Raw genomic sequence first — 13,040 nt, forward strand, 5'->3', positions numbered from 1 at the left:
TCTCAGGCGGGGGTCGGCTCCTCGGCGCGGACCGTGCGCTCGCCGAGCTTCACCGCGACCACGCCGGCGAGGATGAGCAGGCCGCCGAGCAGCTGGATCGGCCGCGGCAGCTCGTCGAGCAGCAGCCAGGCGAACCCGACGCCCGCGACCACCTCGAGCAGCGCCACGAACGACGCGAGCCGAGAGCCGAGGCGGCGTCCGGCGGCGATGCCGGTGACGTAGGCGACGGCGGCCGTCACCAGGCCCAGCACGACCAGCGGGACCCACCACGCGACCTCGCGGCCGGCGTACGACGTGGGGTCGGTCGTCGCCGTCATCGGCATCAGGCCCACGAGACCGAGCAGCCCGAGCGCGACCGTCCCGACGACCAGGCCGCCCGCGGCGAGGGTCAGCGGCGGGAGCCCGTTGGACTCGTCGGCGGAGATGACGAAGTACGTCGCCGCGCCGACCATCGCCGCGAGCGCCCACAGGACGCCGGCGGTGTTGAGGTCGGCGCCCGAGATCAGGTCGAGCACGAGGACCAGCCCGAGCACGGCAAGCCCGGCGCCGACGAGGGTGACCGGACCGGGCCGCTGGCCGTGGCGCAGCCAGAGCCAGACCACGACTGCCGCCGGCGCGGTGTACTCGATGAGCAGCGCGGGCCCGACCTGCATGTGGGACACGGCGGAGAAGTAGCAGAACTGGGCGCCCGCGACGGCCAGGACGCCGTACATCGTGATCAGGCCGGCGTTGCGCCGGACGAGCGACCAGCGGCCGCGCAGCGCGACCAGCCCGAGCGGCAGGACGACGACCGCGGCGAGGCCGACCCGGACGAGCACGACCGACCCCGCCGTCCACCCCGTGTCGAGCAGGCCGCTGGCCAGCGCCCCCGACATGCCGAAGGACACCGCGGAGACCACGGCGAGCACGAGGCCGGCGGCCAGACGGGATCCGGGCGCGACGGACGGCGACGCAGGAGTGTCATGAGTCATCGTCGTCATGGTTCATGACAGTACGTCGCCTACGGTAACCTGTCAACGTGGTATTCACCCATGACACGGAGGTGGCCCTCCAGGCCGCGGCGACGCTGGCCAACTCCGGCCTGGAGCCGGACACCCTCCAGACGGTCGCGGACCTCGACGAGCTCTTCACGAGCTTCGGGTACACCGGACGGCACGACCGCACCCGCGCCGAGCTGGAGGCGGTGCGCGAGCTGCGCCCGCGGCTCTACGACCTGCTCACCGCCGACCGCGACGACGCTGTCGAGCTCGTGAACAGGATGCTCGCCGAGGCTCGCGCACTCCCCCGGCTGGTCCGCCACAACGACTGGGACTGGCACCTGCACGCGGTCGCCGACGACGCCCCCCTCGCCACCCGCTTCCTGGTCGAGACCGCGATGGCGATGGTCGACGTGATCCGCGCCGACGAGATGTCCCGCCTCGGCGTCTGCGCCGACGACGACTGCCGCGGCGTCGTCCTCGACCTCTCCCGCAACCGGTCCCGCCGCTTCTGCTCCACCGCCTGCGGCAACCGCAACGCCGTCGCCGCCTACCGCGCCCGCCAGTCCACCCCCGGCTGACGCCCCCGGTGGTTGAGCAGCGAAGGCGCCCCGCGGGTCACCGGTGGTTGAGCAGCGAAGGCGCCCCGGCGCCTGAGCGTTGTCGAAACCCGGTGAGGTGAGGCAGGGCCTCGATCGAGGCATCACCGGTGGTTGAGCAGCGAAGGCGCCCTGGCGGCTGAGCGAATGTCGAAACCCGGTGAGGTAACGCAGGGCCTCGATCGAGGCATCACCCGGTGGTTGAGCAGCGAAGGCGCCCCGGCGCCTGAGCGATGTCGAAACCCGGTAAGGGAAGGCAGGGCCTCGATCGAAGTGGTACGTCGGCTGCAGGGGTCTCGACATCGCCCGACCACCGGTACGGCGGGCGCTCCTCGCTGCCCGACCACCGGTACGACGGCGGGTCCCTCCGGTGGTTGAGCAGTGAAGGCGCTCTGCGCCTGAGTGTTGTCGAAACCCGGTGAGGTGAGGCAGGGCCTTGATCGGGGTGGGCGGCTTGGCTGCGGGGGTCTCGACACCGGGACCTCGTCCCTGCTCGACCACCGGTTGCCGGTGGTTGAGCAGCGAAGGCGCCCCGGCGCCTGAGCGATGTCGAAACCCGGTGAGGTGAGGCAGGGCCTCGGTCGGGGTTGTACGTCGGTTGCGGGGGTCTCGACACCGGGACTTCGTCCCTGCTCGACCACCGGGGGTGAGCGGTGTCCACAGTCCGCAACTTGGGTTGTGGAGGGGTGTCGGTTTTCGTGATCGAGTCGTGATCTGAGCGCCCTGTGGAGACCCCGTTCAGACCCCGGAACTGTCGGTGGTCACGGCTTGAATGGAGCCATGTCAGCAGCCACCGTCGCAGGGGTCCACCCGGTCACCGGGCTGGTCGCGCGCACCGCGGACAACGTCGCCGCGATGCGCGACGCCTGGCTGGTTTCCATGGACGCCCACGCCGCGGGTCAGGCGCTGGTCGAGCTGAACCGGTTGCAGTCCGAGATCACCGAGCTCCAGGCGAGGGTCGCGGTCCGCGCCCAACAGGCCGGCACCGCCGAGACCAACGGCGCGACATCGCTGGCGAACTGGTTGGCCGTCACCACCCGGCAGTCCCGCACTTCGACCCACCGGTTCATGCGCCTCGCCGAATCCCTCGACAGGGAGACCTTTGAGCCGGTCCGGGTCGCGTTGTCCGAAGGACGGGTGAACCCCGACCAAGCACTCGTCATCACTGACGCCGTCGACGCACTCCCCGACGACATCGAGGTGGATGTCCGCGATCGCGCGGTTGAGGTGCTGCTGACAGAGGCAGCCCATCACGACCCGGTCGCGTTACGCCGCCTCGGCAAGCGGTTGCTGGACGTGGTCGCCCCCGAGATCGGGGAGGCCCACGAGGCGAGGGTGATCGAGGCAGAGGAAGAACGCGCCCGGGCACACACCCGGTTGACGATGACCGACGACGGCCACGGCACCACCTACGGGAAGTTCCAGCTCCCCACCGCCCAAGCCCAGATGCTCAAGAAGGCCCTGCACGCCATCGCCGCACCGAAAGCCCAAACCGCCCGCCACGGGACGCTGCCCGTGCGGCGCCCGGGTCCGGAGCGGCTCGGACAAGCGTTCTGCGAGCTGATCGAACGGATCCCGGCCGGGGTGCTGCCCGAGGCCGGTGGCGTCAACGCCACCGCGGTGGTGCTGATGGGCCTCGAGACGTTCCGCGGGGGCCACGGCGTCGCGCACCTCGACACCGGCGCGACCATCAGCGCCGGACAGGCCCGCCGGTTGGCCTGTGAGGCCGGGATCATCCCCGCCGTCCTCGGCGGCAAGTCCCAGGTCCTCGACCTCGGCCGCACCCGCCGCTTCCACACCAAGACCCAACGCATCGCCCTCGCGATCAGGGACGGCGGGTGCACCGCCGAGGGCTGCGACTGGCCACCCGGCATGTGCCACGCCCACCACGACCCGGCCTGGTGCCAAGGCGGAGTCACCGACATCGACCACGCCCGGTTGTTGTGTCCGAAGCACCATGCCCGGGCCCATGACCCGGCGTACGCCAGCACCTGCCGTCCCGACGGCAAGATCACCTTCCACCGACGGACGTAGGCCGCTGGGACCTGACAGGTCTAGAGCGCGGCGGCGAGCTTCCTCGCGCGCTCGGCGATGGCCTCGGTGTCAGCCAGTCTGCCGGGCTCGAACGGCAGCTCCAGCCGGTCCTTGCCCTTGTCGCGATAGCGCGGGATCACGTGCAGGTGGAAGTGGAAGACGGTCTGCCACGCTGCGACGCCACTGCAGTGGAGCAGATTCACCCCGTCGGCGCCGAGCTCGGAAAGCGCGACGATCGCGATCCGCTGGGCGGCCAGCGTGGTAGCAGTCAGGTCCTCGGCGGGGATCTGGACAAGGTCGGCGCTGTGGCGCTTCGGGATCACCAGTAGGTGGCCGTCCGAGCCGGGATCGATGTCCATGAAGGCGAACGTCGTCGCATCCTCGGCCACCTTCGCGCAGGGGATCGTCCCGGCCACGATCCCGCAGAAGACGCACTGTTCCGCCGAGTCGACCTGGTCACTCATGCGGCGACGCTAGCGATTCGGTGGTCGAGCGTGGTGATCGAGGCCCCGGCTCGGCCCACCGGGTTTCGACAACGCTCAGGCGCAGAGCGCCTTCGCTGCTCAACCACCGGCGACGCGCAGAGCGCCTTCGCTGCTCAACCACCGGAGGGCGAGCCGGAGGTCAGCCGGCGAGGAAGCGGCGCAGGACCTCGAGGAACACCTCGGGCTGCTCGGAGTGCACCCAGTGGCCGGCGCCCTTCACCGTGACCCGGCGGGTGTTCGGGAACCAGCGGTCCATGGCGGCGGCGTACTCATCCTCGACGTACGGCGAGGTCTCGCCGGCGATCCACAGCGTGCGGCCCCGGTACGGCGGGGCGTCGGCGAGCGCCTCCTCGGGCCAGCCGCCGAGCAGGTCGAGGTCGCGGCCGAGGACCTCGAGGTTGGGCATCCAGGCCCACCCGTCGCCGTCGCGGCGGAGGTTCTGCAGCAGGAAGCTGCGCACGGTGGGGTGCGGCACAGCCTCGGTCAACGCCTCGTCGGCGTCGCTGCGCCGCTCGAGTCCGTCGAGGTCGAGGGCCAGCATCGCCTCGATGTAGCCGCCGAACTCGCTGCGCTCCGGGTAGGCGACCGGCGCGACGTCCACGACGCACAGCCGCTCCACGAGCTCGGGGTGGCGCAGGGCGAGCACCATCGCCGCCTTGCCGCCCATCGAGTGCCCCACCAGCGCCACCGGGTCGTCGGCGGAGAACAGCCCCGCGACCTCGTCGGCCATCTCGACGTAGTCGAAGCGCTCCCGCCACGCCGACCGCCCGTGGTGCGGCATGTCGACGAGCAGCACCCGGTGGTCGACGGCGAGCGCCTTGGCGGCGGTGGTCCAGTTCTTGCCCTGCCCGAAGAGGCCGTGGCAGAACGCGACCAGGGGTCCGGACTCCCCCAGCTCCGTGGTGTGGAGGCCGGACGAGCGGGACGCGGAAGCCATGGCGCCGAGGCTAGTCAGCACCAGGCCCGGAGGCCGCGCGGGGTCAGGTCGCGGTCGCGCAGCACGACGGGGAGCCGGTCGCCGTGCTCAGCGCAGGTGGCGCGGAAGTCACGGCGCCGGTACTCCACCACCACCACCCGCCGGCCGTACGCCGCGACGTAGCGCCCGCACTCGTCGTACCGGCCGCACTCCTCGGCCACCGCGAAGTCGAAGCCGATCCGCGAGCCGCGGAGGCCGGCGAGGTTCTTCTGGCCCGCGGCGAGCCCGGACCGGTGCGCCGCCCGCACCAGCAGCCGGGCGTACGCGACGGCGTGGCGCCGCTTCAGCAGCCGGTGGCTGCGGGTGAAGGAGTCGAGGTTGTCGTACTCCACCGCGTCGAAGCCGTCCCGCGCGCACCCGGCCGTCCAGCGCCCGACGATGCGCGCCAGCTGGCGGCGCTTCGCCGACGTGCGCAGGTCGAGCAGCCACTCGCCCCAGTCCTCGTCGACGACGGGCCGGCCGTCGCGCTGCAGCACCAGGTGCATCCGGTCCCGCCAGAACCCGCGGGCACCGGGCTGGGTCTGGAACCCGTTGACGTAGCAGACGTCGTACCGCCCGGTCGGCGCCTCGGTGCGGTCCCGCACGACGATCCCGACCCGGTCCGGCACCGACCGCACCCCGCCGAGCTGGTAGTCCACGTCGGTGCCGACCGGCAGCTGCTCCACGGCGTACGCCGGGGCGGCCACGGTCGTGATCACGGCCGTCGTCACGAGCGCCAGCAGGGTCGTCACGAATCTGCGCACGGACGGGACGCTACCCGTGGCACCATCCCTCCATGACCACCGAGGAGAGCAGCGAGGAGCGCATCGAGACCAGCCGCCTGATGGCCGCACCGGCGGCGGACGTGTTCGCCGTCCTCTGCGACCCGCAGGGCCACATCGCGATCGACTCCTCCGGCATGCTCCAGGGCGCCACCGGCGAGCCGGTCGCCGCGGCCGGCGACACCTTCACCGTGCACATGGACCGCGAGTCCCTCAACGACTTCCCCGAGATGGGCCGCTACGACGTCACCGTCACGATCCGCGACCTCGAGCCGGACCGGCTGATCTCCTGGACCGTGCTCGGCCGGGTGCGCCCGCAGATCGGACACGTCTACGGCTACCGCCTCGAGCCGGACCCCGACGGCAGCGACGGCACGCTGGTCACCTCGTTCTACGACTGGTCCGACATCCACCCCGACTGGCGCGCGATGGGGATCTTCCCGGTGCTCAGCGAGAACGCGCTGCGCGCCACCCTGGGCATCCTGGACCGCACCGTGCGGCGCGGGTACGTCCGCGGCTGAGGACGTCGTGCGGATCAGCGTCGACCGCGTGCTGCCGCTCCGGTTCCGGGACGGCTCGCCGGTGCGCGCCGCCTCCGCGGTCGCGCCGTACGGCGGGGGCTGGCTGGTCGCGCAGGACGACGCGACCCACGCCTGCTGGTGGCGCGACGGCGCCGGCGACCCCGTGCGGCTGCTGCCCGCGGTCGCGGGGCACGAGGTCTTCGACGAGGCGCACGGGACCAAGCACCTCAAGCCCGACCTGGAGGCGGCCTGCCCGGTCCCCGGGAGGGACGGCGCCGAGGACGGCGTGCTGCTCCTGGGGTCGGGGTCCACCCCGGCCCGGATGCGCTCGGTCCTCGTGCCGGAGCCCGGCGGGGAGCCCGTCGTCGGCGACCTGGCGCCGCTGTACCCCCGGGTCGCCGAGGTCCTCGGCGTGCCGCCCGACCAGCTCAACCTCGAGGGCGCGGCCGTGGCCGGCGGCACCGTGCGCTGGTTCCATCGCGGCCGCCCCGCGGGCGGGCTGCCGTCGGCGAGCCTCGAGGTACCCCTCGACGACCTGGTCGCCGCCACCCGCGGATCCCTCGACCCCGCCAGCGTGCGGATCGCGCGGCCGCGCGAGGTGCACCTGGGCGACGGCCTCGCGGTCACCGACGCGGTCGCCGTCGACGACCGGACGACGCTCGTCAGCGCCGCGGCTGAGGACAGCCCGAACGCCTACGACGACGGCCCGGTGGTCGCCTCCGCCCTCGCCGTCCTGGTGGACGGCGGGGTCGACGGTGAGGTCGCCGCGCGCGCGATGCTGCCCGCGCTCGACGGCCGGGTCGCCAAGGTCGAGGGCCTCGCGCTCAGGCCGAACGGGCGCGGGGCCGGCCACCGCGAGGCGCACCTGCTCGCCACGGTCGACGCCGACGACCCGCAGGTGCCGTCGTCGGCGCTCGACCTCCGCGTCACCTGGTGACGCGGCCCGCGCGGGTCAGCGCGCGCTGTAGTCGCGGAACCCGCGCTTGGTCTTGCGGCCGAGGTAGCCCGCGGTGACCAGGTGCTCCAGCAGCGGCGCCGGCGCGAAGCCCGGCTCGCGGAACTCCAGGTAGAGCTCGCGCTGGATCGCCAGCGACACGTCGTTGCCGACCACGTCGAGCAGCTCGAAGGGGCCCATCGGCAGCGCGCAGCCCTGCTTCATCGCGGTATCGATGTCGTCGGCCGTGGCGTAGTGCGCCTCGAGCATCTTGACCGCGTCGTTGAGGTAGGGGAAGAGCAGCGCGTTCACGATGAACCCGGCGCGGTCGGCGCAGGAGACGGCCACCTTGCCGACCCGCTCGCACAGGGCGCGGGTGGTCTCGGTGACGTCCTCGGAGGTCGAGACCGTCGAGACGACCTCGACCAGCTTCATGATCGGCGCGGGGTTGAAGAAGTGCATGCCGACGACGTCCTGGGGACGGCTCGTGGCCTGCGCGCAGGCGATGATCGGCAGCGACGAGGTCGTGGTGGCGAGGATCGCGCCGGGCTTGCAGATGTCGTCGAGGTTGGCGAACAGCGTGGTCTTGACCGCGAGGTCCTCCGCGATCGCCTCGACCACGATGTCGACGTCGGCGAGGTCGTCGAGCGAGATCGACCCGGTGAGCCGGCCGAGCACCTCGGTCTTGGTCTCCTCGGTGGCCCGGCCGCGCTGGATCTGCTTGTCGAAGCTCTTGGTGATCGCGGCGACGACGCCGTCGACCTTGTCCTGGCTGCGGCCGACGTACGTCACGTCGAAGCCGCTCTTCGCGAACACCTCGATGATGCCGGTGGCCATCGTGCCGGTGCCGACGACGCCGACGCTCCGGATGTCGCGCCGGAGCTCAGGCTTCTCGTCGGCGGAGGGGGTCTTGTCGTCGGGGACGACGACCGGGCTGTCGGGCGCCTCGTAGGTGTAGAAGCCGCGTCCGGTCTTGCGGCCCAGCAGGCCCGCGGTGACCATCTGCTTGAGGACCGGCGACGGCGCGTGCAGGCGGTCGCGGCCCTGGCGGTACATCGTCTCGAGGATCTCGTACGCCGTGTCCAGGCCGATCAGGTCGAGCAGCGCCAGCGGGCCCATCGGGTAGCCGCAGCCGTAGCGCATCGCGGCGTCGATGTCCTCGCGGGAGGCGTACTTGCCCTCGTACATCGCGACCGCGTGGTTGAGGTAGCCGAAGAGCAGGGTGTTGGCGATGAACCCGGCCTTGTCGCCGCACACGACGGGGTTCTTGCCGAGCGCCTCGACCAGCGCCTTCACGTCGGCGAGCACGGCCTCCTCGGTGACGACGGTGCGGACGATCTCCACCAGGTCCTGCACCGGCGCGGGGTTGAAGAAGTGCACGCCCACGACCCGGCCGGGCCGCGCGGTGGCGGTGGAGAGCTCGGTCACCGACAGCGAGGAGGTGTTCGTGGCCAGCACGGCGTCCGGCGCGACGATCCCGTCGAGCTCGCGGAAGATCGCCTTCTTGACGTCCATCGACTCCACGACGGCCTCGATGACCAGGTCCGCGTCGGCGAGGTCGGCGAGCGCGGTGGTGAGGGTGATCCGGCCGAGCAGGCCCGCCTGCTCCTCCTCGGTGAGCTTGCCGCGCTTGACCGCGCGGTCCGTCGAGTGCTCGAGGTGCTGGCGCCCGCGCTCGAGCGCCTCGTCGTCCTTCTCGGCGCCGACCACGGTGTACCCGTGCCGGGCGAAGACCTCCGCGATGCCGGCGCCCATGGTGCCGAGACCGACCACTCCGATGGTCGAGAAGGTGCGCGCGGAGGACTCAGGGGAGGTCGTCATGGCCCGGATCATGACACGTATTACCGCCCGGTAACAGTGACCCCGAACACGTCCTCAGAAGTCGAAGCCACCGAAGTCGCCGAACCCGCCGAAGTCGCCGCCGCCGTCTCCGCCGCCGCCGCCGTCACCACCGCTGTCCCCACCGCCGCCGTCACCGCCGTCACCGCCGTCACCGCCGTCACCGCCGCTGTCACCGCCGTCGCCGCCGCCGTCACCCCCGAAGCCACCGAACCCGCCCAGGCCGCCGAACATCATCCCCATGAACATCCAGTTCATCGGCGCGAACGCCCCGAAGTAGCCGGCGGCGTAGGGCTGGTACGCCGCGCCGCCCGCCCAGTAGGGCACCCGGTGGGCGCCGACCATCACCTTGCGCACGTCGGGCTCCGCGCCCTGGCGCACCCGGTCGGCGTCCAGCGCGCAGGCGGGCACCTCACGGACGTCGCCGGCCGGGGTGCGCCACGGGACGTCGATCTCGGAGAGGCCGTGCCGGGGGTCGAAGAAGCACGGCGGCCGCCTGGACGGCAGCGGCCGGGACTCGACGCGCGCCTGCACGCACGCCATCGCGTAGCGGCCGTCCTCGACGATCTCGGTGACGCCGCGGACGTCCTCAGGTCGCTCGAGGGCGTCCACCGCGGCCTTCGCCGACTCGTAGGCGTCCAGCGCGCGCTGGTAGTCGGCGTGGGCGCCCGGGTCGAGCTCCCGGCCCGCGACCTCCAGGTCGAGCGCCTGCAGCTGCTCGCCGAGCGCGGTGACGTCCTCCGCGGCCGTGCGCCGGACCGGCGCGAGGGCCTGCTCCTGACGCTCCAGCTCGCGGCGCCGGCCGCGTCGCTGGGAGACCCCGTAGGCGACCACGAGGCCGAGGACCACGAGCAGGATGAAGAGCGTCTGCACCACGCCCCCAGACTAGGTCCCGGCTGGTCGCCCGAGCGCGACGCGCATGACCACCCGCGGCCCGTGGCGGTCCAGCCCCAGCGCCGTCTCGTGCTCGCGCAGGCGTCGCTGCCACGGCTCGGGGTCCTCGACCTCGGTGAACCCGAGGCGGCGGTAGAACGGCCCGTTCCACGGCACGTCGCGGTAGGTGCACAGCGACAGCTCCTCGTGCCCGGCCCACCGGGCCTCCTCCAGCGCCGCGCGGACCAGCGCCGTCCCGACCCCCTGGCGCATCGCGTCGGGGTGCACCGAGAGCTGCTCGAGGTGTGCCGCGCCCTCGATCTCCAGGACGTGCACGAAGCCGACCACGGGGTCGCCCGCGACGAGCAGGAACCCCGGCCGGTCGGCCCGGTGCCCTCCGGTCGGCGGCGGGTCGGTCAGCGGGTCCCCTCCCAGGTCGCCCCACAGCCCCTCGAACAGCGCACCGCCCGCGTCCTCGATCGCGGCGAGGTGGCGCAGGTCGGAGGGGCGCGCCAGGCGGACGGCGTACGGCGCGGGTCGCGGGCTCACCGTGGCATCCTCCCAGGTCAGCCCGACGCGCGCTCGTCGCGCGGCACCTCGGCGATCTCACCGGACCGCAGGCCGGCCCGGAAGCTGCGGAACTCCTCCTTGACCTTCGGCAGCAGCAGGTAGCAGGCCGACAGGTTGACCACCGCGCAGATGAAGAGCATCGCGTCGGCGAAGGAGAGCACCGAGCCCAGGTCGACGACCGCGCCGAGCGCGGTGAAGACGCAGAAGAGCAGCTTGAAGGCGTTCTCCTTGGCGGGGCTGCGTCCGACCAGCGTGGTCCAGGCCTTGAGCGTGTAGTAGCTCCAGGTGATCAGGGTGGAGAACGCGAACAGCCCCACGGCGAGGGCCAGCACGTTGTCGAAGCCGGGCAGGAAGGAGTCGAAGGAGCGCGAGGTGAGCACGACGCCGGTGTCGTTGGTGACCGTCTCCCCGGCCGCGGACGCGTCCAGCAGGTCGGCGTACAGCGGGGTGTCGGCGATGACGATCGTCAGCGCGGTCATCGTGCAGATCACCACGGTGTCGATGAACGGCTCGAGCATCGCCACGAAGCCCTCGGAGACGGGGTGCTTGGTCTTCACCGCCGAGTGCACGATCGGTGCGGAGCCGACCCCCGCCTCGTTGGAGAACGCCGCCCGCTGGAAGCCCACGATGAGCACCCCGACGGCGCCGCCGGTCACCCCCTCGGGGTCGAACGCGCTGGAGACGATGGTGCCGAGGGCGGTCGGCACCTCGCTCACGTTGCCGAGGATGACCAGCAGGCACGCCCCGATGTAGAGGACCGCCATGAACGGCACGAGCTTGGAGGTCACCCGGGCGATCGACCGCACGCCGCCGAGGATCACCACCCCGACCAGCGCGGCGAGGACGAGCCCGAAGATCAGGGCGGCACCGGAGGAGGCGAGGAACCCGTCGTCGCCGCCGGTGATCTCGACCGCCTGGGCGTAGGTCTGGTTGGACTGGAAGGCGTTGCCGCCGAGGGCGCCGAAGAGGATGAGCGCGACCGCGAACACCGTGACGGCGACCTTGCTCACCACGGGCCCGAGCCGCTCGAAGGCGACCGGGAGGTAGCGGAACGGGCCGCCGGTCACCGTGCCGTCCTCGTGGACCTCGCGGTAGCGGACGCCGAGGGTGCACTCGACGAACTTCGTGCACATGCCGAGCAGCCCGGCCAGGACCATCCAGAACGTCGCGCCCGGTCCCCCGATGGTCACGGCCACCGCGACGCCGGCGATGTTCCCGAGCCCCACGGTGCCGGAGACCGCCGAGGCGAGCGCCTGGAAGTGCGTCACCTCGCCCGGGTCGCTCTGCCGCGAGTACGTGCCCCGCACCAGGGCCACGGCGGTGCCGAGCGAGGTGAACTGCACCCCGCGGAAGTAGACGGTGAACACCGCCGCGGCCACCACCAGCCACAGCACGATCAGCGGGAAGGAGTACTCCCCGAGCGGCAGCTCCCAGAAGACCACCGAGGTGACCGCGGTGGCGAACGGGTCGAAGGCGTCGTTGATCGCCTCCTCGACGCTGCTGATCCAGCCGGGGTCGGCCCCCGCCGCCACACCTGCCGAAGGGACCGCGCCGAGACCCGCCATGCCGACCCAGCCAACCCGACCCCGGTCCCGTGCGCAACGGTCCGGCCGGACGCCGGTAGATTCACCGCCCGTGAGACTCGTCGTAGCCCGCTGCCAGGTCGACTACGCCGGACGGCTGACGGCCCACCTGCCGATGGCCACCCGGGTCCTGATGATCAAGGCGGACGGCTCGGTGCTGGTGCACTCCGACGGCGGGTCGTACAAGCCGCTGAACTGGATGTCCCCGCCGTGCACCCTGCGTGAGGGCACCACCGAGGACGGCCAGGTCGAGTGGACGGTGACGTCGAAGAGCGACGACACGCTGCGGATCCTCATCGAGGAGGTCCTCCACGAGTCGGTCCACGAGCTGGGGGTCGACCCCGGGCTGCAGAAGGACGGCGTCGAGAAGCACCTGCAGGAGCTGCTGGCCGAGCACCCGGCGACCCTGGCGCCCGGGCTGACGCTGGTACGCCGCGAGTACCCGACCGCGATCGGGCCGGTGGACCTGATGTGCCGCGACGCCGAGGGGCTCAGCGTCGCCGTCGAGATCAAGCGCCGCGGCGACATCGACGGCGTCGAGCAGCTCACCCGCTACCTCGCACTGCTCAACCGCGACCCGCTGCTCTCCCCCGTGCGCGGCATCTTCGCCGCGCAGGAGATCAAGCCGCAGGCGCGCGTGCTCGCCACCGACCGCGGCATCTCCTGCGCGGTCGTCGACTACGACGCGCTCCGGGGCCTCGACGACCCGAGCCACCGACTGTTCTAGCGTCAGCCCCCGTAGAGGGCGCAGGTCATCGAGCGGATCCACATGACCGCCCGGAGTGTGGTGGATCCGTTCAAGCAGGTTGAACGGATCCACCACAGTTCCCTCAGGGGTCGAAGAGTGAGCCGCTCACCCGTGCTCGCCGTCGACCGCGGCCTGCGGGA

Annotated in this window: 13 protein-coding genes; 5 read left to right on the forward strand and 8 right to left on the reverse strand. The window is 72.1% G+C overall.

The features are described 5' to 3' along the window. Positions 1-2: 2 nt before the first annotated feature. Positions 3-980, reverse strand: coding sequence for an EamA family transporter (locus H4O22_RS12965; protein ID WP_182523806.1), 978 nt, complete (start codon positions 978-980; stop codon positions 3-5). Positions 981-1,018: 38 nt separating this feature from the next. Here H4O22_RS12965 and H4O22_RS12970 point away from each other — a divergent pair, with 38 nt between their 5' ends. Together H4O22_RS12970 and H4O22_RS12975 are read left to right on the forward strand one after the other, a co-directional pair. Beyond that, positions 1,019-1,558 (forward strand): CGNR zinc finger domain-containing protein, encoded by a 540-nt coding sequence (locus H4O22_RS12970; protein ID WP_182523807.1) that lies wholly within the window; start codon positions 1,019-1,021, stop codon positions 1,556-1,558. A gap of 798 nt (positions 1,559-2,356) precedes the next feature. Further along, complete coding sequence (locus tag H4O22_RS12975) at positions 2,357-3,610, forward strand: HNH endonuclease signature motif containing protein (protein ID WP_182523808.1); 1,254 nt, start codon at positions 2,357-2,359, stop codon at positions 3,608-3,610. Between the two features lie 20 nt (positions 3,611-3,630). Here the strand turns inward: H4O22_RS12975 and H4O22_RS12980 are convergent, their stop codons facing one another. From H4O22_RS12980 to H4O22_RS12990, 3 genes are all read right to left on the reverse strand, one after another. Continuing rightward, entirely contained in the window at positions 3,631-4,074 is a 444-nt protein-coding gene (locus H4O22_RS12980; protein ID WP_182523809.1) for an HIT family protein, read from the reverse strand. 160 nt (positions 4,075-4,234) lie between these two features. Further along, positions 4,235-5,032, reverse strand: coding sequence for an alpha/beta fold hydrolase (locus H4O22_RS12985; protein WP_182523810.1), 798 nt, complete (start codon positions 5,030-5,032; stop codon positions 4,235-4,237). A gap of 14 nt (positions 5,033-5,046) precedes the next feature. Continuing rightward, complete coding sequence (locus H4O22_RS12990; protein ID WP_220451160.1) at positions 5,047-5,814, reverse strand: endo alpha-1,4 polygalactosaminidase; 768 nt, start codon at positions 5,812-5,814, stop codon at positions 5,047-5,049. A gap of 32 nt (positions 5,815-5,846) precedes the next feature. Here H4O22_RS12990 and H4O22_RS12995 point away from each other — a divergent pair, with 32 nt between their 5' ends. Further along, positions 5,847-6,353: an SRPBCC family protein gene (locus tag H4O22_RS12995; protein WP_182523812.1), complete on the forward strand. Its 507-nt coding sequence runs from the start codon at positions 5,847-5,849 to the stop codon at positions 6,351-6,353. Between the two features lie 7 nt (positions 6,354-6,360). Continuing rightward, positions 6,361-7,290: a DUF6910 family protein gene (locus H4O22_RS13000; RefSeq protein WP_182523813.1), complete on the forward strand. Its 930-nt coding sequence runs from the start codon at positions 6,361-6,363 to the stop codon at positions 7,288-7,290. A 15-nt stretch (positions 7,291-7,305) separates the two neighbouring features. Here H4O22_RS13000 and H4O22_RS13005 read toward each other — a convergent pair whose 3' ends face one another. The 4 genes from H4O22_RS13005 to H4O22_RS13020 are packed head-to-tail and all read right to left on the reverse strand — an operon-like array spanning position 7,306 to position 12,101. Next, positions 7,306-9,108 carry a 3-hydroxyacyl-CoA dehydrogenase family protein gene (locus H4O22_RS13005; RefSeq protein ID WP_244962959.1) on the reverse strand — a complete coding sequence of 601 codons (1,803 nt, stop codon included), beginning with the start codon at positions 9,106-9,108 and terminating at the stop codon, positions 7,306-7,308. 54 nt (positions 9,109-9,162) lie between these two features. Continuing rightward, on the reverse strand, positions 9,163-10,002 hold the full coding sequence (locus H4O22_RS13010; RefSeq protein WP_244962960.1) for a hypothetical protein: 840 nt from the start codon (positions 10,000-10,002) through the stop codon (positions 9,163-9,165). Positions 10,003-10,011: 9 nt separating this feature from the next. After that, complete coding sequence (locus H4O22_RS13015) at positions 10,012-10,548, reverse strand: GNAT family N-acetyltransferase (RefSeq protein WP_182523815.1); 537 nt, start codon at positions 10,546-10,548, stop codon at positions 10,012-10,014. 17 nt (positions 10,549-10,565) lie between these two features. Continuing rightward, the gene (locus tag H4O22_RS13020) at positions 10,566-12,101 is read right to left on the reverse strand and encodes an alanine/glycine:cation symporter family protein (RefSeq protein ID WP_244962961.1); all 1,536 of its coding nucleotides are present in this window, start codon (positions 12,099-12,101) and stop codon (positions 10,566-10,568) included. A 103-nt stretch (positions 12,102-12,204) separates the two neighbouring features. Here H4O22_RS13020 and nucS point away from each other — a divergent pair, with 103 nt between their 5' ends. Further along, positions 12,205-12,879, forward strand: a complete 675-nt coding sequence (gene nucS / locus H4O22_RS13025; RefSeq protein WP_182523817.1) for an endonuclease NucS — start codon at positions 12,205-12,207, stop codon at positions 12,877-12,879. The last annotated feature ends 161 nt before the right edge of the window (positions 12,880-13,040 follow it).

The sequence above is a fragment of the Nocardioides dongkuii genome (assembly GCF_014127485.1).
Classification (GTDB): domain Bacteria; phylum Actinomycetota; class Actinomycetes; order Propionibacteriales; family Nocardioidaceae; genus Nocardioides; species Nocardioides dongkuii.